Genomic DNA, 24,838 nt, shown 5'->3' with positions numbered 1-24,838 from the left:
GATGCGCTGTGTGGCGCGGGGGTGCATGAGCAACCTCACTTCCTACCCTTTCCCGCGCGTCTCCGCCCAGGGGGACGGGCGAGGAGGAGACGAAGGCGTGAACGAACCAGCCCCTGCCCTGCCCCGCCTGTCGTTCGACTTCCCGGAAGGCGCCGACTTCAGCAACGGCGTGAACCACGAGTGGCTCCTGACCAACGGCCGAGGGGGCTACGCCTCCGGCACGGTGGTGGGCTGCAACACGCGCCGCTACCACGGCCTGTTCATCCCCACGTTGGAGAAGCTGGGCCGCACGGTGCTGATGGCGCGGATGGAGGAGACGGCGCTGGTGGACGGGGAGCGCTACCGGCTCACGTCCGAGGAGCACGATGACGGCACCACGGTGGAGGACGGCGCGAGGCACCTGCGGCACTTCCACCTGGAGGGACTGGTTCCCGTCTGGGAGTACGCGGTGGGGCGTGCGCGGCTGAGGCGCCGCTGCGTGATGGTGCACGGCGAGGACACGGTGTTCCTCGCGTGGGAGCACCTGTCCGGTCCGGAGGTGACGCTGCACCTGCGGCCGTTCCCGGTCATGCGCCCGCATGACGGGCCACTGCTGAAGGCCGTGGGGGAGCCCATCGTCACGCTGCGAGGCCCGCTGGTGGAGCTGCGCAACGGAGAGGACGGTCCGATCCAGCGGATGCGGCTGTATGCGGACGGGCCCACGCCGTACGTGAGCCTGGCGGAGACCTCCAGGCCCCAGCACCTGCGGACGGAGAAGGCGCGCGGCTATGACTTCACGGAGGTGCAGCACTCGCCGGGCTACTTCACGGCGACGCTGAAGCCCGGGGGCACGCTCTACTTCGGGCTCACGACGCAGGCGCCGGGACACCTGCTGGAGCGGAATCCCAAGGAGGTATTCGAACGGGAGCTGGGGAGGCAGGAGCGCCTGCTGGAGCGCGCCCCGGAGCATGGGCGCACGGGAGTGCCGGCGCGGCTGGTGTTGGCGGCGGACCAGTTCATCATCGATCCGCCAAGGCCCGCGGACGCCGCGTGGGCGCGGTCGATGGGATTGGACGCAAGGAGCGTCATCGCGGGCTACCCATGGTTCACGGACTGGGGCCGGGACACGATGATCAGCCTGGACGGGCTGACGTTGGCGACGGGGCGCTACCGCGAGGCGGCGGCCATCCTGCGCACGTTCGAGCACTACGTGCGGGACGGCCTGATTCCGAACTACTTCCCGGACGGAGAGAACGAGGGCGTCTACCACACGGCGGACGCGACGCTCTGGTTCTTCCACGCGGTGGACCGCTACCTGGAGGAGACGGGAGACGAGGCGCTGTTGCGAGACCTGTTCCCGACGCTGCAGGACATCGTGGCGCACCACCAGAAGGGCACGCGCTTCCACATCGGCGTGGACCCCGCGGACGGGCTCCTGCGACAGGGACAGGAGGGCTACCAGCTCACCTGGATGGACGCGAAGGTGGAGGGCTGGGTGGTGACGCCACGCCGGGGCAAGGCGGTGGAGCTCAACGCGCTGTGGTTCAACGCCCTGCGCCTGATGGCGGGCTGGGCGGAGCGGCTGGGGTTGGAATCCGGGCCATACCGGGCCGCGGCGGAGAAGGCACAGGGCAGCTTCAACCAGCGCTTCTGGAATGAAGCGGCCGGGTGCCTCTACGACGTGGTGGACGGAGAGGATGGCCGCGAGGACGCGAGCGTGCGGCCGAACCAGGTCTTCGCCATCTCGCTCAAGCATCCGGTGCTCAAGCGGGACAAGTGGGCGAAGGTGCTGGAGGCGGTGCGCCGCGAGCTGGTGACGCCGGTGGGCCTGCGCAGCCTGGCGCCGGGGAGCAGGGACTACAAACCGAAGTACGACGGAGACCTGCGGGCCCGCGACGCGGCCTATCACCAGGGCACGGTGTGGGGCTGGCTGATTGGCCATTATGTGGACGCAACGTTGAAGGTGTCCCCGGATATCAAGGCCGCGAGGGCCCTGCTGTCTGGAATGGAGGACCACCTGTCTCACGCGGGGATTGGGCAGATCTCCGAAATCTTCGACGCGACGGAGCCCTACCGACCGAGAGGCTGCTTCGCCCAGGCCTGGAGTGTCGCGGAGGCGCTGCGGGTGTTCAGCAAGACCAACGTGGGGTGATCAGTCTCTCGGGGCGAAGACGGCCTCCTGCTCCGCTGCGCCCCGGGCGTCGCGACATCGCTCGAAAGCCAGGGGAGCAGGAGCAGGAGGCATTTCATTCGCGGCCCCTCCATGAGGAGGAATCCCATTCACGGCCGGGCCACACGCGTGTCAGGGATAGCACGCGTAGAAGAGGATTGATTGGTTGGAGGTATCGTGAACAGTGCAGAAGTTACTGCCACTCACGACCGTACAGGTCTGCCCCTCCGGCTGTGAGGATGGGCACCGGTTCTTGAGGACGCTGCACGTACTTCTACACCCGCCCGGGCAGAGGTCATCGCACCACTCCACATTCGCCAGTCGCCATGTGCCAGTCTGGGCGACACACGCTCCGTTACTGCACGTCTGGCCTCCGGAACAGGTCTGGACCAGGGTGTCGGTAGAGCCGCAGGCGCCCCCACCGCAGCCGGTACCGGTCACCCTCCGGACGTCATTGCCGCTGCAGTAGGTGCTGCTCGCGGTGGAGCACGTCTGAACAAATGAATCCGAGGAACCACAAGCCCCCCCGCTGCAGCCGGTGCCCGTGCTCCTGCGGACATCATTGCCGCTGCAGTAGGTGCTGCTCCCGGTGGAGCACGTCTGGACAAGTTGCTGGCTGGATGCGCAGGAGCCACCGCTGCAGCCGCTATTGACCGTTCTATAGACGGTATTGCCGCTGCAGTAGGAACTGCCGACGCCCGTCTGACACGTCTGGACGAAGTTGTCGGTGGAGTCACACGAGCCACCGCTACAGCCGGTGCCCGTGGTCTGACGGACGTCGTTGCCACTGCAGTAGGTGCTGCTCGACGTTGAGCACGTCTGGACCAGGGTGTCGCTGTAGCCACAAGAGCCACCGCTGCAACCCGTTCCCCTGCTCCGGCGGACGGAGTTGCCGCTGCAGTAGGTGCTGCTCGAGGTGGAGCACGACTCGATGAGTTGCTGCGTGGACGCGCAGGCATTGTTGACGCAGCCACCGTAGACGGTCTGGTAGGCGCCATTGCCGCTGCAGTAGGGCCCGCTGGTCCCCGTCTGACAGGTCTGGACCAGGGTGTCGGTGGAGGTGCAGGCACCGCCACTGCACGTGCCGGTGCCGGTAGTCCTCCGCAGGTTGTTACCGCTGCAATAGTCGGTGCTCGCGGTGGAGCAACTCAGGGCCGTTCCTCCGCAGGTGCCCGAGCCGTTGCACACGTCGCCCGTCGTGCAGGCGTTGCCGTCGTCGCACAGGGTTCCCGCGGCCTTCGACGGATAGGTGCACACGCCATTGCTATACGTCCCCGGCGAGCCATGGCAGGCGTCCGGCGGCGTCGTGCAGGCCGGCGCGCCCGCGCAGACTCCCGCCCCGTTGCACACGTCATTGAGCGTCCCACCATTGCCATCATCACAAGCAGTGCCCGCGGCCTTCGGCGCATAGGTGCACGCACCATCGCTGCACGTACCCGCCGCCGCGTAGCACTGCCCGGGCGGGCTGTTGCAGCTCACCGGCGTCCCCGCGCACCCACCAGCCCCGTTGCACGTCTCCTCCACCGTGCACGCGTCTCCGTCATCACAAGCGGCGCCCGAAGCCTTGTACGCGTAGGAGCACGCGCCATCGCTGCCGCACGTGCCCGCCGCCGCGTAGCACTGCCCGGGCGGACTGCTGCAACTGGTGGCACTTCCCGCGCACACGCCCGCACCGTTGCACGCGTCCTCCCCGGTGCACGCATCCCCGTCATCACAACTGGTGCCCGAGGCCTTCGGCGCGTAGCTGCAAACCCCGTTGCCGCACGTCCCGGCCGCCTGGTAGCACTGGTTGGGAGGGCTGTTGCAGCTCACCCCTGCGCACGCGTCATACACATACGTCTCCGCCGTCTTCAGGCTCGCGCCGCTGGCGCCGATTCCACCTATCACCAGCACCTTCCCCCGCCCCTCCAGCGGCACCGCCACATGCACGTACCGCGCGCTCCCCATCGCGGTCGTCGCACTCCACAGCCGGGTGTCCGGGGCATACACCTCCGCACTGCCCAGCGCGTTCGTCGCCGCGCTGCCGTACATGCCTCCGGCCACCAGCACCTGTCCCGAGCTCAGCGGCGCCGCCGTGTGCAACTCGCGCGCGGTGCCCAGCGCACCCGCCGCGCTCCACTGTCCCGTGCTCGGGTCGTATTCCTCCGCCGTCGCCACCAGCCCGGTGCTGCTGTTGCGCCCGCCCACCACCAGCACCTTGCCGGAAGGCAGCAGCGTCGCCGTGTGGTTGTGGCGCGCGGTCGACAGGCTTCCCGTCGCCATCCACGTATTGCTGGAGGGCGTGTACAGCTCCGCGCTCGTCAGGCTGGTGCTCGCTCTTCCTCCCACCACCAGCACCTGGCCCGAGGGCAGCAGCGTCGCCGTATGGTTGCGTCGCGGCATTGCCAGACTCGCCCCCGCGCTCCACGTGCCGGAGGCCGGGTCATACACATCCACCTTGCCTTGCGGTCCCGAACCGTTCCCGCCGCCCGCCACCAACACCTTGCCCGAGGGCAGCAACGTCGCCGTCAGGGAGTCCCGTGCCACTCCGGTGGCGAAGCTGCCAGCGGAAGTCCAGGCATTGGAGGCCGGGTCATAGAGGGCCGTGGAAGCCAGACGGCCCGTCGCGTTCTCCCCGCCCGCCACCAGCACCTGGCCCGAAGGCAGCAGCGTCGCGGTGAGGACCTGCCGGGGCTCCGGCATGGGGGCCGCGGCCGTCCAGGTGCCCGTACCCGAGTCGTAGAGCGTCGTGGAGGACAGATACCCGCTGGTGTTGTACCCGCCCGCCACCAGCACCTTGCCTGAGTCCAGAGCCACCGCCGCGTGGTACTTGCGAGACTCCGCCATGTCCGCCGTCGCTTCCCATGCCTCCACCAGGGCGGAATCGCCGCGAGCAAGCGACGGCTCTTCGGGCAGCTTGCTACAGCTGACAACCCCACAGACAAAAGCCAACAGCAGAGCCCGGCCGGCTCGCATTGTGTGCATGACATCTCCGTGAATGGAGGCGGCCTCACGCCTCCCTTTGACTTGCTTTGGAGACTCAGCCTGCCTCACCCTCCGGGAAAAACACAATCGGCCGATATCAAAACCCCAACCTGGGAGGTCTGGCTCCGGAGCACGCACAATGACTCCGGATGAGTCATCACAGCCCCAGCAGCGCAAGGTCTCGGAGTTCAGCAAGACAAGCAGCAGGTGCTCAGGTGTTCTTGAGCTTCCGCAACCATCGAGCGGACTTCGCATGTCCCAGGCTCGCGGCATCACGAAAGTGACGCATGGCGCGCGCCTTGGACCTGGGCACGCCCTCGCCGTTCGCGAACATCAACCCCAGGTTGAACGACGCGCTGGGATGCCCCTGCCCCGCCGCCAGCCGAAACCAGGCAAAGGCACGCAAGGCGTCCGTCGGAAGGCCCACGCCATTGGAATAGTTGTAGCCCAGGGCCAACTGCGCTTCCGCGTAACCGCCCTTCGCGGACATTTCGTAATACGCATTGGCTCGCTTCAGGCTCTTGCGGACGCCCTTTCCCAGTTCATACGCAAGACCGACGTTGTAGGCCGGAATCGCGTGTCCCTGCCGTGCATGCTTCCGGTAGATCCGGACCGCTTCCTGCTGCTGATGGGCCTCGGTGCTCTCGAACAGGAGATACGCCAGGTTTCCCTCGGCGACGGCGAATCCCAGGGCGGCAGCCCGGCGATACCAGGCTTCCGCGAGGGCCTTGTCCTTTCGGGCCCCCCTGCCATTGTCATAGGCGAGGCCCAGGTTGAAGGCCGCGACATCGTCTCCCAATGCGGCTGCTTTCTCCGTCCACATCCGGGAGCGCTTTGGATCACGCCGGACGCCATCTCCGTAGAGGAAATGGAGCCCCACGTTCGTCATGGCCTCCATCTTCCCGAGCCGCGCCGCCGTGAGGTACGCCTTCGAAGAGGGCCTTGCGGTCGTCAGGCCGCATCTCCTCGATCGTCCACGCCCTGCCCATGGCCGCATCCGCCAGGGACCGGACGGCAGGAGCCTTCCTTCTCACGCGCGTTTCCATTCCGGCCTACACGACATGAGCCAGACAGACCTGACCCGTGCGGTCATCACCCCTGCGAATGCGCGCGGCCTGAAACGTGTGCGGCAGTTGGGTTCCCAGCTCGACTCCGTTCGCTGGGAAAAGCTTTGCTTTGACCCGTCAGGCGCCCGGCTGCTCGCGAAAGCCGCCTCCCTCCTGCGGTGGTGGAACCTGGACACGGCAACGGACGTCGCCAGCGGCTCGGTAGAGTTGAAGATGGAGCCCATCGAGGCCCTCTTCCACGGTTCGAATCACATCGTGACCGCGGGTCCGCCGGTCGCGGAGGCCGCTGTCGCCTGGCGGCCTCGGCTCATGGCCTTCTCCACGACGGACGGCTCGCTCTGGCGTGAGGAAACCCTCTCCGCGCCCGCCACCGGGCTGGCCATGTCCCGAGATGGCATGCTGCTGGCCATCCTGGAACGTGGCGAGGCCCTCCTCTGGGACGTGGCAGGCTGGAAACGAATTCGTGACCTGCCAGGCGTTGAGTGGCACGTCGAGGTCAAGGCGTGCGCATTCTCCCGTGACTCACGCTTCGCGGCGGTGATCGTAACGGATTACGATCATGACCAGGCGGCGCTCTACCTCTGGGACCTGAAGGCGAGCTCTCATCCCTGGGTTCATCCCCTGGGGTTTCAGTTCGCGGCGAGCGTTGCATTCCATCCCACGCGGCCCCTGCTTGTCGCGAGAGGGGTCCGCGAGGTCGTGGTGATGGATGTGCATGAGCGTCGCGTCCTGGGGACGTTCAACGACTACAATCATTACGTGAGCAACCTCGACTTCAGTCCGGACGGAGACTTGATGGTCTCGTCCACTGATACCTATGGCTTCATGCTCCACGACTTCGATACCGGCGAGGAGCTGTTCCGCCACTCGGACGAGAGTGAGTTCCCTACGGGAGATGCGGTCTTCTCACCCGATGGCCGATTCATTGCCTTGGCCCAGGGAGATGGAACCGTGGGCCTTTGGGGTGTGAGCCCCGTGGCTTGACGCTCCAAAACCAGACGTGCCATGAACCCCTCTGAGGTGGCGGGAAGGCCACTTCAGGGGGGGGAACATGATCAGGCTCATCCGGCCCATCATCGACGGCAACGCATTGGAGGCCCTGGCCATCTTTGTCGTGGTCCTCGTGGTGTGGTGGGTATTCTCCCTCATCACCGCGCCCACGACGGGCCACGCACCACCGGAGCCAGACGACCCTTCTGGCTCGCCGGGCTACGCGAAGGTGGCGCTGGGGCTTCTCGCGGCGACGCTGGTGCTGTGGGGGCTGTTCGCGCTCAGCGACAGCGATGGCCCTCCCGCTCCCGAGGGTGGGCTCCTCCACGTCGTGGCCACGGGCCCACGACCTGACCGCGACATCGTCCTGCGCGTGGATGACCAGCCCGTGGCGCCGGTGCTCCACGCCGACCATCACCTCGCGTTTCCGGTCCCCAGCGGTCGACATGCCGTCTTCCTGAAGGACTCGAGCGTCGACAGCTCCCGCGACTTCGAGGTCGATATCCGCGAGGGCGAGGCCCTCGTGCTGTCCGTCCATCCGGACCTTTGCCCCGTGCAGATCGACATGTCGGCCCTGACCTACGGCCAGCCCGCACGCTCCACTCGGACACCGCTGGACGGCGTCTACATCCGGACCCTGCCCGTGGTGGACGTATTCACCCAGACAGAGAGCCCCATGTGGCTTCCTCGGGGAGCGGTCCTCTCCTTCAACGAACTGCCGGATTCACTTTCCCCGGGTTCGAGCGCCAGCATCCTGATTCCCCTTCCCTGCTCCATGGCTCAAGACGACAGGGCCCTCTGGGCCGAGGCGCGGAAACGCTTCCCGGGACTCGACGACGCGGCCCGGCGTGTGGGCTACACGGAAGCGGATCCCACACGGCGTGAAGTCGCGGCGATGGACGAGGAGCGGGTCTTCGAGCTCTTCAAGCAACAGGGCGCGGCGCTGGCGCGCGAAACGCCCCCCTGAGCTAGGGTGCGCCGCCATGGCGACTCCGCGGTACTGGTTGATCAAGAGCGAGCCCTCCGTCTACGCGTACGCGAAGCTGGAGGAGGACGGCAGGACGGAGTGGACGGGCGTGCGCAGCTTCGAGGCGCGCAACAACATCCGGGCCATGACGCCCGGGGACCTGTGCCTCTACTACCACTCCAATGAGGACAAGGCCGTCGTCGGCGTGGCGTGCGTCCTCTCCAAGCCGGGCCCGGACCCCACCGCCCCCGGCGAGGACTGGGCCTCCGTGGACGTGGGCCCCGTGGTCGCCTTCACCACGCCGGTGACACTGGCCACCATCAAGGCCACGCCCGCGCTCAAGGACTTCCCGCTCATCACCCGCAGCCGCCTCAGCGTGACGCCCACCCCCGTGGAGCACTTCGAGCTCGTCCTCAAGATGGGCAAGACGCAGCTCCCGACGGCCGCCGCCGCCAAAGCCAGGCCGAAGCCGAAAGCCAAACCCAGAGCCCGCCCATGAGCGCAGCCCGCGAAGTCCGCGCCGACTTCGACCGAGCCTCCATCGTCGTGTATCAGGCCTACGCGGACGCCATCGCGGACGTGGCCGTGAAGCAGCAGAAGTTCGGCCCGCCGTTCTCCGTGGGCCGGATGACGTGGATCAAACCCAGCTTCCTGTGGCTCATGCACCGCTCCAACTGGGGCCGGAAGAGCGGCCAGGAGCGCACGCTCGCGGTGCGGATCAAACGCTCCGGCTGGGAGGAGGCGCTGTCCTCCGGCGTCCTCACCGGCTTCGAGCCGAAGGCGCACGGCTCACCGGACGCGTGGCGCAAGGCCTTCGACACCGCGCCCGTCCACATCCAGTGGGACCCGGAGCGCAGCTTGCGCGGCGCGGGACTGCCTCACGACAGCATCCAGGTGGGCTTGAGCCGCGCCGTCATCCAGCGCTTCGTGGACGACTGGACCGTGTCCATCACCGACCTCACGCCCCTGGTGCAGAAGCTGCGCAAGCACCTGGACGACGGCCGCGCGGATCAGGCCACGCGCCACCTGCCGAAGGAGTCCGTCTACCCGGTCCCTTCGGACCTCGCCCGGCGCCTGGGAATGTGACGGCGCGTCAGAGGAGTCCGCTCCTTCGACGCGAGTTGTTATGTTCCGAGCATGGCGGACATCCCCTCCCTGGAGACCCTGCGGACCCAAATCGAGCGCATCGACGAGGACGTCCTCGATGCGCTCCAGCGGCGCATGGCCCTGGCCGACGACGTGGCGCGCGCCAAGCTGGTGACGGCCTGGCCCTTCCGGGACCCGCAGCGCGAGGACCTGCTCCTGCGCAAGCTGCGCGGCCGGGCGGCGGAGCGAGGCCTGGATCCGCACGAAGTCGAGCGCCTCTACCGCGTCATCCTGGACATGTCCGTGGCCCGGCAGCAGGCCCTGGTCACCCGCCTGGACACCACGCCCCTGCGCGTGGGGTACCTGGGCGTCGAGGGCTCCTACAGCCACCTGGCCGCCCGCCAGCGCTACGGCCACCGGCCGGGCGGCGTGCTCCTCGCCGGCTTCGACACCGCCCGCCAGGCAGTGGAGGCCCTCAAGCAGAGTGAGCAGGACGTGCTGCTGCTGCCCATCGAGAACACCACCGCCGGCAGCATGAATGAGACGTACGACGTGCTCGCCGCGGGCGATGGCGTCATCACCGGCGAGGTGGTGAGCCAGGTGGACCACCGGCTGCTGGGCGTGAAGGGCGCGAAGCTGGAGGACCTGCGCGAGGTGCTGTCCCATCCGCAGGCCCTGGCGCAGTGCGAGGACTTCCTGCGCACGCACGTGCCCTGGGCCCGCACCGTGCTTGGGCCAGACACCGCCGTCGCCGCGCAGATGGTCGCGGATCGCAACGACAGGACCGTGGCCGCCATCGCCAGCGAGTCCGCGGCGGGCCGCTTCGGGCTCGAGGTGCTCGCCAGCGACCTGCAGCCCGGCTCGGACTTCACGCGCTTCGTCGAGGTGTCACGCCAGCCCACGCCGCTCGCGCCGGACGTGCCGTGCAAGACGTCGCTGCTGGTGGTGCTGGAGCACCGCCCGGGCGCGCTGGGCCAGGTGCTGCAGCGGCTCACGCAGCGCGGGGTGAACCTCTCCAAGCTGGAGTCGCGCCCCATCCCCGGTGCGCCGTGGAAGTACCGCTTCTACCTGGACGTGGAGGGCCACGCCGCGTCCGCCTCGGTAACGGCCGCGCTGGAGGACCTGCGCCCGCTCACGTCGTCCCTGCGCGTGCTGGGCACCTACCCGCGCGCGGAGCCCATCGATGGCTGACGCCGCCCCCCGCCGCATCGCCTTTCAAGGTGAGCGCGGCGCGTACGGCGACGAAGCCACGGGCGCCCTCTTCGGCGCCGCCGTGACGCGAATCCCCTGCCCCACCTTCCGCGCCGTCTTCGAGGCCGTGGCCGAAGGCACGGTGGACGGCGGCGTGGTGCCCATGGAGAGCGCGCTCGCGGGACCGGTGGCGGAGGTGGTGGACCTGCTCTTGGAGTTCGCCCCGGCCCTCTCCGGCGAGCTGCGCCTGCCCGTGCGTCACTGCCTGCTCGCGCCGCCGGGCCGCACGCTGGAGGGCCTCACGCGCGCGCTGTCCCATCCGCAGGCGCTGGCGCAGTGCGGAGGCTGGCTGAGAAAGCACCACCTGCACCCCATGCCCGAAGCGAACACCGCCGTGGCGGCACGCCGCGTGGCGCAAGAGTCGCTGGAGGGCACGGCGGCCATCGCCAGCCGGACCGCGGCGGAGCTCTACGGCCTCACCGTGCTGGCGGAGGGCATCGCGGACTCGCCGGACAACGCCACCCGCTTCCTCGCGGTGGGCCCGGCCGTGCCGCCCAACCTGGGCTCGCGGTGGAAGACGTCGCTGGTGCTCACGCTCGACGACGGCCCTGGCGCGCTCGCGGGCGTGCTCACGGCCTTCGCCGCGCACGGGGTGAACGTCGCGCGGCTGGAGTCGAGGCCCGGCGGCGTCCGCGCCTGGGACTACCGCTGGTGCCTGGACGTGGACGGCGCGGTGGAATCCGCGCCCGTGAAGTCAGCCCTGGGCGAAGCCCGGAGCCTGTGCACGTCGCTCCGGGTGCTGGGCAGCTACGCGCTCAGCGACTGACGGCCCTGGCCGGAGCGGCGGCCTGCGTCCCGTCGCCGTTGCTCACGGCCTCCGTGTACGCGGCGCGCACGATGTTCGTGTAGCGCTGGAGGGCACCCAGCTGCTCCAGGCGCAGCGCCTGCGGCCCGTCGCACAGCGCCTTCTCCGGCGTCGGGTGGAAGTCCACCAGCACCATGGACGCGCCCGCGATGAGGCCCTGGCCAATGGCGTGGAAGATGTCCGGCAGCCCGTCCGGCGGGGCCTCCGCGCGGCCAATCGCGTGCGAGGGGTCCACGCACACCGGCATGCGCGTGAGGCGGCGCACCACCGGCACGTGCGCGAAGTCCACCATGTTGCGGTGCGGATCGCCCAGGTGCGTCTTCACGCCGCGCAGGCAGAAGACGATCTTGGGGTTGCCCTCGCTCGCCACGTACTCGCACGCGTTGAGGGACTCCTCCAGCGTGATGCCCATGCCGCGCTTGAAGAGCACCGGGAAGGCGTGCTGCTGACCAATCTGCTTGAGCAGCTCGAAGTTCTGCGCGTTGCGCGTGCCCACCTGGAGCATCACGCCCGTGGGCGCCCCGGACTTCTTCAGCGCGTCGTTGATCTCGTCGATGTGGCGCGGGTGCGTCACCTCCATCGCGACGACCTTGATGCCGTGCTTGCCCGCGGAGTCGAACACCCAGGGCAGGCACTTCGCGCCCAGGCCCTGGAACTCGTACGGGTTGGTGCGCGGCTTGTACGCGCCCATGCGCGTGGTGTTGATGCCGCAGCGGGCGAGCGCCGCCATCATCGCGTCCACGCTCTCCAGCGAATCCACCGCGCACAGGCCGGCGAACAGGTTCACCGAGTTGTCGCCGAAGCTGACGCCGTTGTACTCGAAGCCCGCCGTGGTGCGCTGGCCACCGTGCCGGCCGATGATGCGGTACTTCTGCGAGACGCGGACCACCTGACGCACGCCGGGCAACTGCTGGAACGGCTCCAGCGGCACCTGCGACGTGGAGCCCAGCAGATACAGCTCCGTGATGGTGGACTCGGCGCCCTGGACGACGTGGGCACGCGGGGTGACGCCCTCGTACTGCGAAGCGAGTTGGAGGACGGCGTTCACGACGGATTCCGGGGAATCCGGCTCGAGCATCACGATCATGCGGGGGGTTCTCCTGGTGGGGGGCCGCTTCGGCATTCAACACCGGCATCCCGCCCTTTCCCTCCGCATTTGTATGGAATTTGACGCGAGGCGCCTCAGGAGGAGGCGGGGCGCAGCCGGGTCGCCAGCAGGGTGTAGTGCTCCTGCTGGGTAGGGTCACCCAGGTGCTCCCACACGTCGGCCAGGGCCTTGGCCGCCTCCACGTAGGCAGGGGACAGCTCCAGCGCCAGTTCGAAGACCTGGCGGGCCAGCCGGTAGCGGGCCTTGTCCGGCCGCCGGCCCTGGGTCAGGAGCGCGTTACCCAGGTGGTAGACCTCGATGGCGGCGGCCTCGCGGTAGCCGGGGGTGGGGTTGAGTTGCACCGCCCGGTGCATCAGGAGGGAGGCGGCTTCGGGCTCCCCCAGTTCCAACTGGCAGAGGGCCGCCTCGCGGTGGGGGTCCGCCGCGGAGGGATCCAGCTCGATGGCGCGCTGGAAGCCCTTCAAGGCCTCGTCGGTACGCCCCAGCTGCTTGAGGGCGAAGGCCTTCGAGGTGAGCGCGGGGAAGTGGCGCGGATCCACGGCGAGGACCTGCTCGAACGACTGGAGCGCGGCCTCGTGGTTGCCGGACATGGAACGGTGGACGCCCTCGTTGAACGACGCCAACAGCAACGACCTGGACATCTTCGGTTCCCCCATCGGACAGGGTTCGCAAGGCCGCGCGCTTCACGCGGCCCGAAAGCGCAAGCCTGTCACCGGGGGCCCACGCCTCGCAAAGGTGCGCCCCTTCCCCGGCTGATGGCACCCATCGCGTTCGGCTGATGACGCGGGCGGCCTCCCGCATGACGCAGGTTTCCGTCGTCCGGAATTCGCCACTGTCCCCAGCCGGCCCTCCTGCGCTACGTCGCCGGAAGTCCAGGGTGGACTCCTCCCCGAGGCCCTCATGCTGGTGTTCGAGATCGTCATCGCGCTGCTGCTGGGAGGCGCGGGACTGGCGGCGCTGTCCCGGCGGCTTGGCACGCCCTACCCCGCGCTGGTGGCGCTCGCCGGGGCGGTCCTGGCGCTCGTGCCGGGCAGTCCGGAGCTGGTGTTGGATCCGGAGCTGGCGCTCACCCTGTTCGTCGCGCCGGTGCTGCTGGACGCGGCGTTCGACGCGTCCCCTCGCGACCTGCGCGCGAACTGGCGGCCGGTGGCGAGCCTGGCCCTGGGGGCGGTGGTGCTCACGGTCATCGCCGTGGCGGTGGCGGTGAAGTGGATGGTGCCGGCGATGCCCTGGGCCGCGGCCATCGCGCTGGGCGCCATCGTCGCGCCTCCGGACGCGGCGGCGGCCACGGCGGTGCTGAAGCAGCTCAAGCCCCCGCACCGGCTGATGGTCATCCTGGAGGGCGAAAGCCTCTTCAACGACGCGAGCGCCCTGCTCATCTACCGGCTCGCGCTGGGGGCCGTGGCCGCGGGCGGTGTGCTGGGTTGGAGCGCGGTGCCCACGCTGCTCGTCGTCACGGTGGCGAGCGTGCTCCTGGGCGTCGTGCTGTCGCGGGTGAGCCTGCGCATCAACGCCAGCGTCGAGGACGTGTCCACGGCGGTCATCACCCAGTTCGGCAGCACGTTCGCGGTGTGGATCCTCGCGGAGCGGCTGCACCTGTCCGGCATCCTGACGACGGTGGTCTACGCGATGACCATCTCGCGCACGGCCTCCGTGGTGACGCCCGCGCGGATCCGCATCCCGTCCTACGCGGTGTGGGAGGTGGCGACGTTCGTGTTGAACGTGCTGGCCTTCGTGCTCGTGGGCTTCCAGTTGAAGGGCATCGTCGCGCGCTTCGACCGGGAGACATGGCTGGAATACGGCGCCATCGCGGCGGTGGTGACGGGCGCGGCCATCCTCGCGCGCATCGCCTGGGTGATGGGGGCGGCGGCGTTCAACCGCTGGAGGCAGCGCAAGTCGAAGTCCAGCCCCGTCACGCTCTCGCCGAGCGCGGCCGTGCTGGTGGGCTGGTGCGGGATGCGAGGCATCGTGACGCTCGCGGCGGCGCTGGCGCTGCCCACGGGAGGCGAAGGCGGCCCGCCCTTCCCCTACCGGGACCTCATCCTCTTCACGTCCTTCTCCGTGGTGCTGGGAACGCTCGTGGTGCAGGGGATGACGCTCAAGCCCCTGATGACGCGGCTGAAGCTGGACGACGACGGCGAGGTGGACCACGAGGTGCGGCTCGCCCGGGTGGAGACGCTGCGCGCCGGGTTGGAAGCCACGAACGAGTCCTCGGGCACGGAGATGGCGACCCTGGTCCGGCGCCGGTACGAGCTGCAACTGCGGCGCGCGCGGCAGCTCCTGGATGAACACGCCCACATGGGCTCCGCGAGCCCCAGCTCTCCCTGGGGACCGCCCACCGCGGACGCGGAGACGGTGCGCACGGCGATGGCCGCGGGCCGGCGGAAGCTGGCGGATCTCCGGGCGAACGGCACCATCGGAGACGCGGCGTTCCAGCAGGTGGAGCAGGAGCTGGACTGGAGGGAGCTCGACCTGCAACAGCTCCTCCGGGCGGAGTCACCCGAGTAGTTCTCAGCCGCGCGCTTCCTCCTCCATCGCCGCGAGGAAGCCCGTGGTGAAGTCCGGGTAGCGCGGCGTCCAGCCCAGCGACTCCAGCTTCGCGGCGCTGATGGCGCGGTCGCCGCGCAGGGATTCATGGAGGGACTCGAAGGGCACGCGCGGCGGCATGGGGAGGTCCAGCTGCTGACAGAGCCACGAAGCCGTCTCCTCCTGCGTCGCGGGCCGTCGGTCGGCCACGCAGTACACCTCGCCAGGAGCGCCGCGTTCGAGCACCACGCGCACCGCGTCCACCAGGTCGTCCACATGGATGCGCGACAGGCGTCCCCCACCCGAATCCGGGATGCGCAGCGTGCCCCCCTTCAAGCGTCCGGACGTGCCGCGCCCCGGGCCGTAGATGCCCGAGATGCGCATGACGCTCGCGCCCAGGGGGAGGAAGCGGTCCTCGGCCTCCAGGCGTGCGCGGGAGACCGCGGAGGTTTTGTCGACCGGCGTGGACTCATCCACGTGTCCGCGAGCGGAGCCATAGACGCCCGTGGACGACAGGTAGACGAGCCGGGCGGGGCGCGAGCGTGACAGTTCATCCGCGAAGCGGGCATCCAACCCGGCCTCTGGAGGAACGGAGGTCACGACGTGCGCGCCCTCTACCCGTGACAGCGCGTCGTCAATCGACACCACGCGGACACCCGCGCCCTCCAGCACCGAACGGCGAGCGGCGTCCCGGGTCGTGGCCAGGACCTCCCGGCCCGAGCGGGCCTCCGCCACCGCGAACCGCGTGAGCGTGTAACCACAGCCAAGCAGGAGGAGCGGAGCGGTCATGGCCTCCGCGATACCGGGCAACGCCCGCCCCGCGCAAGGCCCACGCCCAAAGTGAACGGCCCTCCTCCCGTCATCCGGAAGAAGGGCCGTCATTTCACGTCTTCAGTCGCGGCCTAGAACTCCGCGCTCGCGCGAGGGTCGATGATGCCGCACTCCTTGATTTTGTAGAGCAGCGCCTTGTAGCTGATGCGCAGCTTGCCCGCCGCGCGGCGCTTGTTCCACGCGGTGCGCTGGAGCATCGCGAGGATGGCCTCGCGCTCCGCGAGCATCGCCGCGCGCTTGCCGATGTCCTTGAGCGACAGCTCCCCGGCCGGAGGCGGCGGAGGCGGCGGCTGCGGAGCATCGAACGGGTTCGCGTAGCGCTGCGGCGCCACGGCGTTGAACGGCGTGGCATCCGTCATCACCGGCGGAGGCGTCATCACCACGCCGCGCGCGGGCATCTCCAGCACCTGCACCCCCGCGCCCGAAGCCGTCGCGAGCGAGGACGGAGGAGCCGCGAAGACGCGAGCGGACTCGTCCACGTAGCGCGACGGAGGCGGGCTGAACTCGTCCCCACCGCCGAACGACGTGGGCAGCGACGGGGCGCTCGCCGGAGCACGGCCACCGGCGCGGATTTCATCCAGCACCAGGGTCGGGTCCTTCAGCACGCACAGCCGGCGCACCATGTTCTCCAGCTCGCGCACGTTGCCCGGCCACTCGTAGTCGCTGAACGCGTGGAGCACCTCCGAGGGCAGCTCGGACACGTTCGTCATGAAGCCCTTGCCGTACTTCTTGAGGAAGTGGTCGGTGAGCGGCACCACGTCCTCGCGGCGCTCGCGAAGGGGCGGCAGGCGGATGGCCACCACGTTGAGGCGGTAGTACAGGTCCTCGCGGAAGTTGCCGAGCGCGATCTCCTTCTCCAGGTCGCGGTTCGTCGCCACCACCACGCGGCTGTCCACGCGGACGCTCTTCTTGCCGCCGACGCGGAAGAACTCCTCGTCCTGCAACACCTGGAGCAGCTTCGCCTGGAGGCGGATGGCCATCTCGCCAATCTCGTCCAGGAAGATGGTGCCCTGATCCGCCAGCTCGAACTTGCCCGGCTTCTCCGCCGTGGCGCCCGTGAAGGCGCCGCGCTCGTGGCCGAACAGCTCGCTCTCCAGCAGCTCGCCCGGCAGCGCCGCGCAGTTCACCTTGATGAACGGCCGGCCATGGCGCTGGCTGCGCGCATGGATTTCGCGGGCAATCACTTCCTTGCCCGTGCCGGACTCACCCAGCAGCAGCACCGGCACGTCCGTGTCCGCGATGCGCTCCACCAGCGCACGCGCGCGGCGCATGGCCGGCGACGTGGAGATGAGCACGCGGGCCTCCGCCGCGGCCTCCGCGGGCGTCAACACCACGCGAGGCGCGGGCGCGGTCGCCTGCCGCTCCGGAACGCGGGTCCCCAGGGCGCGCGCGAGCACGTCCTGCAGCTCGTCGTTGCCAAAGGGCTTCGCCAGATAGTCGGAGGCGCCCATCTTCATCGCGCGCACCGCGTCGTCAGCGCCCGACAGCGCGCTCAACACGATGACCGGAGCCGAGCCACCCGTGCTCCGGTAGCGGCGCAGCACCTCCAGACCACTCATCTCCGGCATCACCACGTCCAGCAGCACCGCGTCGAACGAGCCGCCAGAGAGCATCTCCAGCGCCTGCGAACCGCTTGACGCACAGCGCACCTGGTACCCCGAGCTCCCCAGCAGCTCGGAAAGGAACGTGCGCACCGACTCCTCGTCATCCACCACCAGCACCGCGATCCGATCCATCCCCACGCCTCCGCTCGCCCTGTGCATCAAACCCTCGTGAACTGAATCAAACCGACATCAGACGGGCTGGACCGGCTGCCCGCCGAAGCTCGCGTGTACGCCTCAAGGTCTGCAGTGCCGCGGCCAACAGCTGGGTGGGAGCCCCCACCGTGTCCGGGAAGCTCACCGCTCCCAGCTCCAGCGCCGTACGCACCACGCGACCCTCCATCTGGAACCGGGCGGCCTCGAACCGGGCCTCCACCCGGGCCAGCACCTCCGGCACCGACTCCGCCGGCGTGCCCGGCAGCAGCATGGCGAACTGACTGTCGCCCACCCGCGCCACCGCGTCCGCCTCGCGCACCGTCTGCCCCAGCACCACCGCGCTGTAGACGAGCAGCCGCTCCGCCATGCTCTTGCCGTGCTCCTTGCGAAGCGCACTCCAACCCGTCACCTCCGCCGCCACCACCGAGAATGTCCCGCCGTAGCGCTCCGTCCGCCGTGCCTCCAGGCCGATGAGGGCCAGCAGGAAGGGCCGGTTGTAGAGCCCCGTCACCGGGTCGTGCAGCGCCAGCGCCGTGCCGGCCTCTTCACCCGCGGCCGCGCGCTCCACCGACTGCTTGAGCCGCATCTGCGCGTGCAGCTTCATGGACAGCTCCGCGCCATCCACCGTGCGAGGCACCACGTCCACGCACTGCCCCTTCTCCACGCAGAAGCGCCACGCGTCCCGGTCGTGCGAATCCACCAGGTACATCATCGGCACCGTGCCCTTGCCTACCTGACGCAGGCGCCGCGCCGTCTGGATCGCCGCGTAGTCCGGCGGCTGCGCGGCCAGCAGTACGGCATCCGGACGGATCACCTCGAACAGGGGCACCGCCGCGTCGAAGCGCGTCAGGGGCACCACTCGGAAACCGGCCTCCCCCAGGAGCGCCCGGGTGCGCTCCAGGTCCTCCGCGCGAGGCTCCACCAACAGCACCGTAGGCGGCTGGCCCGACTTTCCCGCTCCCTTGCGCTTCACACCCACCGCCGTGCCCTCCCTTCCAGCATTTTCTGCCCCGCCACCCTGCCCGCCTGCCCAGATTTACAGCCCCGCTACTTTCGCGCCCTACGTATCCCCTTGGATTTCTTAGGGAAGGGCACTTCGTTACCCATCCTGGCCCACGGTTTTAGCAATGGGTATGCCATTCATCACCTCGCGGATCCGGACTTCCAGGGTCTCCGCGTCGACCCGGTGCTTGAAGGCGGGCACCCCATCAATGAGGACCACGGGGATGTCGTAACGCCAGGCCTCGAAGAGGTCCGGGCTCTGGAGGATGTCGGTGACGTAGAGCTCGAACGGCAGCCGGGTCCGCACCTCCTCGACCACGGCAATGGCCTTCACACAGAGGGAACACCGGGGTTTCGAGTAGATATCGACTCGCATGCGTTGCAGGATGGGCGCTCGATGCGCGGCGTGTGTGGTGATTTTTCGACGATGCCCCTCAAGGACCTGGTCGTCCACCTCGGGAATCGCCGGGCCACCGGCACCCTGAACGTGGAGCGGGGAGACGTGCGCAAGCAGCTCTTGCTGCGCGACGGCAACGTCATCACCGCCAGCTCCAACCAGCCCCGCGAGTACTTCGGCCAGTTCCTGATCAACCAGGGTCACCTGACGGAGGATCAGCTGGAGCGCGCGTTCTCCACGCAGGCGGAGACGCACATCCTGCTGGGGAAGATCCTGATCATGACGGGCACGGTGTCTGAAGCCACCGTGCGCACGGTGCTCTCCCACAAGTTCCGGGAGATGCTGCTGGACGCCTTCACCTGGGAGGAAGGCGGCTTCGACTTCCGCCCCACGGACGTCGCGCCGGAGCTGGAGGGCCTGGACGTCAGCGTGGACCTGCTGGACGTGCACCGCGAGGGCGAGTTCCGCGAGACGGCGTGGCAGGCCATCCGCGCGGTGTTCCCTTCCGGCCGCGTGCGCCTGGAGGTGGACGAGCGCAAGCTGACGGACCGCAAGGCCGGCAGCATGGACGAGCGCATCGTGCAGCTCGCGAAGGAAGGCCTCAGCATCGACGGCATGGCGCTGGCGCTGCATGCCACCGACTTCTTCCTCTACCAGCGGCTGTACGCGCTCTACCGCCAGGACGCGCTGCGGGTGTCCGACGAAGCGCCCCTGCCCTCCCCGGATCCCGGCGCGCCCACCGTCGTCGTGGTGGAGGAGGACGACGAGGACGCCCTGGACTCCGGCGGCGTCATCGGCTCCGAGTCCTCCTCCGACGAGGTGCTCCAGGCCGCCCAGCTCTTCCTGGACGCGGGCAACCTGCGCGACGGCGAGGCGCTGGCCCGGCGCGCGCACGAAATCGCGCCCAGCGAGCACACCACGAAGCTGCTGCGCGAAGCGGAAGGCAGGCTGCTCGCGGAGCTGCGCAAGGCGCTGATGGAGCCGTCGCGGGTGCCGGCGCTGATGGTGACGCCCGCGCACCTGAAGACGCTGCCCCTCACGTCACCGGAGCGCTACCTGCTGTCGCGCATCGACGGGCGGCGGGACGTGGCCGCCATCGTGCACGTGTCGCCCCTCCAGGAGCTGGAGGCCCTGAAGTTCTTCCAGGGCTTCGTGGCCACGGGGCTGGTGAAGCTCACCGCGCGTCCGCTGTCCTGACGTCCCGCTTCAGTGCTTGCCGGCGGCGCCCGCGGGGGCCGTCAACTCCACCGGCGCGGGGATGCGCTCCAGCGCCAGGCGCAGGGCCTCGCGGCCCAGGTAGGAGCCGCGGATGCGCCACTTCGGGTCATTCACGATGAGGGCGGCCACGGCCACGCGCGGGTTGTCCTTGGGCGCGAAGCCCACGAACCACGAGTAGTCGCGGAAGGGCTCGCGGTCCGCGAGCGTGCCCGTCTTGCCCACCGCGTCCTTCACCTGGAAGCCGCGCTCACGGAAGACGCCGCGCGCGGTGCCGTGGGTGACGGTCTCCTCCAGCATCCGCGTGAGCTCATGCGCGGCCGTGGGGGTGAGCACGGGCTCCGGCTCCGGCAGGGGCATGAAGGGCTCCGGCTCCACCAGCACGGGGTCCACCCAGCGGCCCTCGTTGGCGGCCACCGACGCCAGCAGCGCGCCGTGCAGCGGGGACAGGTACACGTCGCCAAAGCCCGCGCCGGTGTTGGCGAGCGCGAAGCCGTCCTCCGGGATGTACGCGAGTGACACGTCCAGCGGCTGGGCGAAGGGAATCTCGCGGTTGAAGCGCAGGCGCGCCGCCATGCGCTTGAGGGAGTCCGCGGTCAGGTGCTTGCTGGTCATCTTGGCGAAGATGACGTTGGCGCTCTTGCCCATGGCCAGCGCCAGCGAATAGCAGGCGCCGTCGCGCTCGGTGTCCTCCAGCTGCCGCTCGTTCAGCCGGCGCTTGCCGCCGTGGAAGCAGGCCTCGGTGTCGGCCGACACGCCGGCCTCCAGGAGCGCGCTGCCGGTGACGATCTTGAAGATGCTCGCGGCCGGGTACACCGCGCGGATGGGCAGCCCGCGAAGCTCCGGCTTCGCCTCCGAGTGCTCCGCCATCGCGAGCACGCGGCCGGTGGAGGGCTCCAGCACCACCGCGGCGCCGTAGGGCACCTGGTAGTTCTGCATGATCTTCGTGAGCGACGCCTGGAGGCCAGGGTCGATGGTGAGCACCTGATCCGGCGCGTTCTTGCCGCCCTTCACCACCAGCTTGTTGCCCTCCAGCTTCGCGCGGGCCACCAGGTCCTGCGCGCGCGGCAGCCCCTGGAGCTTGCCGAACGGCGGCGCCTTCTCCCGCGAGGGCACCGGCATCGGAGGCACCATCCCGGGCTCAAACGCGGCGGCGTCCTTCGAAGCCAGCGCCTCCGCCAGCGCGCGGGCATCCACCGGGCGCGAGTCCTCGGGCGGAGTGGCCGCCACGGCTTCACCGGCGGTCCCGGAGTCTGGAGCCTGCGCGACGCTCGCGGAGCCTCCCGCGTCCGGCGAAGCTGACTGGGCGCGCTGCTCGGCCTCCACCTTCTCCACCAGCGCACGGGCGCCCACGGGCCCCGCGTCCGTTCCCAGGGCGCTCACCGACTGCGCCAGCACCTGGGCATCCGACGGGGCGGCGGGTGACGGCGCGGTGTTCGCGTCCGGCCCGGGCGCGGAGGCGCCCAGGAGCAGCGTGAGGGGGAACAGCGGCAGGGCGGCGAAGAGGCGGCGAATCGTCATGCGTCGGGGCTCTCCTTCGGGGGGCAGGGAGCAAGCCGCCGGATCCTAGTCGCTGAGAGCGCGCTGTCCACGGCTTGCCTCCTCGACTGCTGCCTTCGTCCGCGAGAAACCTGGGAAGGTGCCCGGAGGTCCAGTAGGGTCCTGTGCACCTTGGACGGACTCAAAGAGACATTGGTGATCTGGGCAGCCGAGCTGCGTCGAGCCATGAAGAGCGGCCGGGCCATCGTGCTGCTCGGCCTCTACAGCATGTTCTCCGCGCTGGTGCTGCTCGTGGTGGGCTTCGTCACCCGGGAGCTGCAGGCCCAGGTGAACGCGAAGCTCGCCGAGTCCGGCGGGGACTCGGAGATGGCCGCGCAGGCCGCGGAGCAGATGCACCAGGGGGTGCTGGGCTTCCTCGCCAGCAACGACGCCGCGATGATGGAGGCGCTGGCGAAGGTGCCCATCGTGGTGCTCATCGTCTTCAAGATCACCCTCTTCTTCCTGCCCGCCTACGTCGCGCTGATGGGCTTCGACCAGGTGAGCGGCGAAGTGGGGCCGCGCTCCATGCGCTACCTCACGGTGCGCGCGCGCCGCTCGTCGGTGCTCCTGGGCAAGTTCCTCTCCCAGGCCACGCTGCTGGTGGGGTTGGTGCTGATCATCGACCTGGCCATCTTCATCTACGCGCGCATCATCAACGACGACTTCGCCTTCGGCGTGCTGGTGCTCAACCTCCTGAAGTTCTGGAGCGCCACCGTCGTCTTCTCGCTCGCGTACGTGTCGCTCACCACCTTGTGCTCCAGCCTCTTCCGCAGCCCCGCGGTGAGCCTGGTCTTCAACTTCATCCTGCTCTTCGTCTTCTGGCTGATGGACTCCGTGGGACGCGCCGTGAGCGAGGAGAACGTGCTGCGCTTCCTGCGCTACCTGTCCCCGTCGTACTACTCGGGCAACCTGCTGCACCCGAAGCTCGCCGAGTTCGCCATGAGCGGCGCGGCCTACGCCGCCTTCGCGGCCATCTTCCTCTTCGGCGCCTACGGCGTCCTGCGCGCGAGGGACCTGTGAGCGACCTGGCCATCCAGCTGAACAACGTCTCCAAGCACTTCGGTGCCAAGGTCGCCGTCAACGCGGTGAGTCTCCAGGTGCGGCAGGGCGAGGTCTTCGGTCTCATCGGCCCCAACGGCGCCGGCAAGACGACCACCTTCTCCATGATGTGCGGCTACCTCTACCCGTCCGAGGGCTCGCTCCAGGTGATGGGCGTGTCCCCCACCGCGCCCGGCGCCCTCAAGGGCCGCGTGGGCGCGCTGCCCCAGGACGCGGTGCTGCCCCCCGGCTGGGAGGTGGGCGCGCTGCTCATGTACTGGGCCCGCCTGTCGGACCTGCCCCAGCCCGAGCACGAGGCCCGCGGCGCCCTGGAGAAGGTCGGCCTGATGGAGGCCTGGAAGGTCCAGACCCAGGCGCTCAGCCACGGCATGGCCAAGCGCGCCGCCATGGCCCAGGCCCTGATGGGCCGCCCGCCGCTCGTCCTGTTGGACGAGCCCACCGCCGGCCTGGATCCGCGCATCGCCGCGCAGGTGCGTCAGATCATCAAGGACATGAAGGGCACGCAGACGGTGGTCGTCTCCAGCCACAACCTCCAGGAGCTGGAGGAGCTGTGCGACGCGGCCGCCATCCTCGACAAGGGCTCGCTCGCGCAGGCCGGCACCATGTCGGAGCTCACCGGCCAGGGCGCCGAGTTCCGCGTCCAGATCGCCCGGGGCGACGTCATCATCCCCGAAATCACCTCCCTGCCCGGCGTCACCGACGCGCGCATGGAGGGCACGGACGTGCTGCGCGTGCGCTTCGACGGCCAGGCCCACAAGGCCGAGGAGGTCATCAGCCGCACCGTCGGCCACCTCATCCAGCACCAGGTGCTCATCCTCGGCGTCAGCCGCGGCCGCCGCCTGGAGGACCGCGTCCTTCAGCTGCTGTAGGCCCGCGCCCCACGGACGCTCACCCCGCCTTGCGCACCCAGCCCACATAGTGGGTTCCCCTGCGCTCCATGCGGACGAGCTCGTTGCCCGTCGCGTCGCACCACGCGGGCAGGTCCGCCTCCAGCCCGCGGTCGGTGGAGACGAGCTCCACCAGCGTCCCGGGCGGCAGGCGGCGCATCGCCTTGGCAATCTCCAGGATGGGCACCGGGCAGAGGGCCCCGGACGTATCCACGCGCACACCGGCTTCCATTCGCGTGCATCCTGTCATGGGGCCTGGAACCCCGCCTGCCAAAGCGACACGACACGCGCGCTGAGAGGGAATTTTGGTGTCCCCAACGTCGTTGTCCGCCCCTTCGAGGCCTCTGGATAACGGGCGGACGCAGGCGGTCATCGCGGCTTGCGTGTCTGGAATTCCCTCTGTTAAGTACCCCGCCCTTTCCCTACCCAGACACCCGCTTGGGGCCCGGAGTCGGACCTATGGCGCAGGAGCATTCCCAACCCATGAAGCCCAATGTCATCGTGGCCCTGCTGGTCGGCCTGGTGCTCGGGTTCGTTGGCGGCCGTGCCGCCACCGGATCGAAGCCCTCCACCGGCAATACGCCCTCCATCGCGCAGGCGGCGAACAAGCCCGCGGCGCGCGCCGTGGACCCCACCGTCTTCAAGGTGCCCGTCGACGGCGCCCCGACGAAGGGCAGCGTCAACGCGCTCGTCACCATCGTGGAGTTCTCCGACTACGAGTGCCCGTTCTGCAGCCGCGCGCACAACACCGTCGAGCAGCTCCTGAAGGACTACGGCAACAAGCTGCGCGTCGTGATGCGCCAGAACCCGCTGTCCTTCCACCCGCACGCCAAGCCCGCGGCCCTCGCGGCGCTCGCGGCCGGTGAGCAGGGCAAGTACTGGGACATGCACAACCTGCTCTTCGCCAACAACAAGAAGCTGGATGGGGAGAGCCTGGAGGGCTACGCCAAGCAGATCGGCCTGGACGTGGCGAAGTGGAAGGTGGACATGGCGGACGAGCGCCTGGGCGCCACCATCGACAAGGATCAGGCCCTGGCCCAGCAGATGGGCGCCAGCGGCACGCCGGCCTTCTTCATCAACGGCCGCTTCCTCTCCGGCGCGCAGCCCATCGACAACTTCAAGGCCCTCATCGACGAGGAGCTCGCCAAGGCCGAGGGCCTGGTGAAGAGCGGCGTCGCGCCGTCGCAGGTGTACGCGCGCACCATCGAGAAGGGCGTCGATCGCGCCCCGTCCCGCCC

At 69.3% G+C, this 24,838-nt stretch carries 22 protein-coding genes; 12 read left to right on the top strand and 10 right to left on the bottom strand.

Annotated features, from left to right (window positions below; all coding sequences use genetic code 11):
* Positions 1-97 precede the first annotated feature (97 nt).
* Entirely contained in the window at positions 98-2,131 is a 2,034-nt protein-coding gene (locus D7Y15_RS08230) for an amylo-alpha-1,6-glucosidase (protein WP_121752214.1), read from the top strand.
* A 150-nt stretch (positions 2,132-2,281) separates the two neighbouring features.
* On the opposite strand, the gene D7Y15_RS08225 is transcribed toward D7Y15_RS08230, so the two are convergent.
* Together D7Y15_RS08225 and D7Y15_RS08220 are read right to left on the bottom strand one after the other, a co-directional pair.
* A complete protein-coding gene (locus D7Y15_RS08225; RefSeq protein WP_158629022.1) occupies positions 2,282-4,975 on the bottom strand; it encodes a kelch repeat-containing protein in 2,694 nt (897 codons plus the stop codon).
* A 349-nt stretch (positions 4,976-5,324) separates the two neighbouring features.
* Positions 5,325-6,002, bottom strand: a complete 678-nt coding sequence (locus D7Y15_RS08220) for a tetratricopeptide repeat protein (protein ID WP_158624479.1) — start codon at positions 6,000-6,002, stop codon at positions 5,325-5,327.
* Between D7Y15_RS08220 and D7Y15_RS08215 the strand changes: the two genes are divergently transcribed.
* The 6 genes from D7Y15_RS08215 (at position 6,001) to D7Y15_RS08190 (ending at position 11,240) form a co-directional block, all read left to right on the top strand.
* The gene (locus tag D7Y15_RS08215; RefSeq protein WP_158624478.1) at positions 6,001-7,164 is read left to right on the top strand and encodes a WD40 repeat domain-containing protein; all 1,164 of its coding nucleotides are present in this window, start codon (positions 6,001-6,003) and stop codon (positions 7,162-7,164) included. The two genes, D7Y15_RS08220 and D7Y15_RS08215, sit on opposite strands and share 2 nt — an antisense overlap.
* A gap of 67 nt (positions 7,165-7,231) precedes the next feature.
* Positions 7,232-8,137, top strand: coding sequence for a hypothetical protein (locus D7Y15_RS08210; RefSeq protein ID WP_120578552.1), 906 nt, complete (start codon positions 7,232-7,234; stop codon positions 8,135-8,137).
* Between the two features lie 16 nt (positions 8,138-8,153).
* The gene (locus tag D7Y15_RS08205; protein WP_120578551.1) at positions 8,154-8,636 is read left to right on the top strand and encodes an EVE domain-containing protein; all 483 of its coding nucleotides are present in this window, start codon (positions 8,154-8,156) and stop codon (positions 8,634-8,636) included.
* The gene (locus tag D7Y15_RS08200) at positions 8,633-9,223 is read left to right on the top strand and encodes a DUF4291 domain-containing protein (protein WP_121752212.1); all 591 of its coding nucleotides are present in this window, start codon (positions 8,633-8,635) and stop codon (positions 9,221-9,223) included. The genes D7Y15_RS08205 and D7Y15_RS08200 overlap by 4 nt, the downstream gene beginning before the upstream one ends.
* Before the next feature lie 51 nt (positions 9,224-9,274).
* A complete protein-coding gene (pheA, locus tag D7Y15_RS08195) occupies positions 9,275-10,414 on the top strand; it encodes a prephenate dehydratase (protein WP_121752211.1) in 1,140 nt (379 codons plus the stop codon).
* Complete coding sequence (locus tag D7Y15_RS08190) at positions 10,407-11,240, top strand: prephenate dehydratase (protein ID WP_121752210.1); 834 nt, start codon at positions 10,407-10,409, stop codon at positions 11,238-11,240. Before pheA ends, D7Y15_RS08190 begins: the two co-directional genes overlap by 8 nt.
* On the opposite strand, the gene D7Y15_RS08185 is transcribed toward D7Y15_RS08190, so the two are convergent.
* On the bottom strand, positions 11,230-12,366 hold the full coding sequence (locus D7Y15_RS08185; protein ID WP_121752209.1) for a 3-deoxy-7-phosphoheptulonate synthase: 1,137 nt from the start codon (positions 12,364-12,366) through the stop codon (positions 11,230-11,232). The genes D7Y15_RS08190 and D7Y15_RS08185 overlap by 11 nt on opposite strands.
* A 95-nt stretch (positions 12,367-12,461) precedes the next feature.
* Complete coding sequence (locus D7Y15_RS08180; RefSeq protein ID WP_120578559.1) at positions 12,462-13,028, bottom strand: tetratricopeptide repeat protein; 567 nt, start codon at positions 13,026-13,028, stop codon at positions 12,462-12,464.
* 259 nt (positions 13,029-13,287) lie between these two features.
* On the opposite strand from D7Y15_RS08180, the gene D7Y15_RS08175 reads away from it, so the two are divergent.
* On the top strand, positions 13,288-14,895 hold the full coding sequence (locus D7Y15_RS08175; protein ID WP_121752208.1) for a Na+/H+ antiporter: 1,608 nt from the start codon (positions 13,288-13,290) through the stop codon (positions 14,893-14,895).
* Positions 14,896-14,898: 3 nt separating this feature from the next.
* Here the strand turns inward: D7Y15_RS08175 and D7Y15_RS08170 are convergent, their stop codons facing one another.
* The 4 genes from D7Y15_RS08170 to D7Y15_RS08155 form a co-directional block, all read right to left on the bottom strand.
* Positions 14,899-15,702, bottom strand: coding sequence for an NAD-dependent epimerase/dehydratase family protein (locus tag D7Y15_RS08170; RefSeq protein WP_121752207.1), 804 nt, complete (start codon positions 15,700-15,702; stop codon positions 14,899-14,901).
* Between the two features lie 113 nt (positions 15,703-15,815).
* A complete protein-coding gene (locus D7Y15_RS08165) occupies positions 15,816-17,480 on the bottom strand; it encodes a sigma-54 dependent transcriptional regulator (RefSeq protein ID WP_121752206.1) in 1,665 nt (554 codons plus the stop codon).
* A 46-nt stretch (positions 17,481-17,526) separates the two neighbouring features.
* Complete coding sequence (locus tag D7Y15_RS08160) at positions 17,527-18,480, bottom strand: diguanylate cyclase (RefSeq protein WP_169821093.1); 954 nt, start codon at positions 18,478-18,480, stop codon at positions 17,527-17,529.
* A gap of 120 nt (positions 18,481-18,600) precedes the next feature.
* Positions 18,601-18,879 carry a glutaredoxin family protein gene (locus D7Y15_RS08155; RefSeq protein WP_121752205.1) on the bottom strand — a complete coding sequence of 93 codons (279 nt, stop codon included), beginning with the start codon at positions 18,877-18,879 and terminating at the stop codon, positions 18,601-18,603.
* Between the two features lie 21 nt (positions 18,880-18,900).
* Here D7Y15_RS08155 and D7Y15_RS08150 point away from each other — a divergent pair, with 21 nt between their 5' ends.
* Positions 18,901-20,097, top strand: coding sequence for a DUF4388 domain-containing protein (locus D7Y15_RS08150; protein ID WP_120578541.1), 1,197 nt, complete (start codon positions 18,901-18,903; stop codon positions 20,095-20,097).
* Positions 20,098-20,106: 9 nt separating this feature from the next.
* On the opposite strand, the gene D7Y15_RS08145 is transcribed toward D7Y15_RS08150, so the two are convergent.
* Entirely contained in the window at positions 20,107-21,636 is a 1,530-nt protein-coding gene (locus tag D7Y15_RS08145) for a penicillin-binding transpeptidase domain-containing protein (RefSeq protein ID WP_121752204.1), read from the bottom strand.
* A 171-nt stretch (positions 21,637-21,807) separates the two neighbouring features.
* Here D7Y15_RS08145 and D7Y15_RS08140 point away from each other — a divergent pair, with 171 nt between their 5' ends.
* Both D7Y15_RS08140 and D7Y15_RS08135 read left to right on the top strand, forming a co-directional pair.
* Positions 21,808-22,674 (top strand): ABC transporter permease, encoded by an 867-nt coding sequence (locus tag D7Y15_RS08140; protein WP_255424672.1) that lies wholly within the window; start codon positions 21,808-21,810, stop codon positions 22,672-22,674.
* A complete protein-coding gene (locus tag D7Y15_RS08135) occupies positions 22,671-23,582 on the top strand; it encodes an ABC transporter ATP-binding protein (RefSeq protein WP_120578538.1) in 912 nt (303 codons plus the stop codon). Before D7Y15_RS08140 ends, D7Y15_RS08135 begins: the two co-directional genes overlap by 4 nt.
* A 19-nt stretch (positions 23,583-23,601) precedes the next feature.
* Here the strand turns inward: D7Y15_RS08135 and D7Y15_RS08130 are convergent, their stop codons facing one another.
* A complete protein-coding gene (locus D7Y15_RS08130; RefSeq protein ID WP_120578537.1) occupies positions 23,602-23,832 on the bottom strand; it encodes a sulfurtransferase TusA family protein in 231 nt (76 codons plus the stop codon).
* A gap of 251 nt (positions 23,833-24,083) precedes the next feature.
* On the opposite strand from D7Y15_RS08130, the gene D7Y15_RS08125 reads away from it, so the two are divergent.
* Positions 24,084-24,838 (top strand): thioredoxin domain-containing protein (locus D7Y15_RS08125; RefSeq protein WP_169821089.1); only part of this gene is annotated, 755 nt, incomplete at its 3' end.

It is taken from the genome of Corallococcus sp. AB030, assembly GCF_003668965.1.
Classification (GTDB): domain Bacteria; phylum Myxococcota; class Myxococcia; order Myxococcales; family Myxococcaceae; genus Corallococcus; species Corallococcus exiguus.
This window is presented reverse-complemented; position numbering and strand designations above follow the sequence as displayed.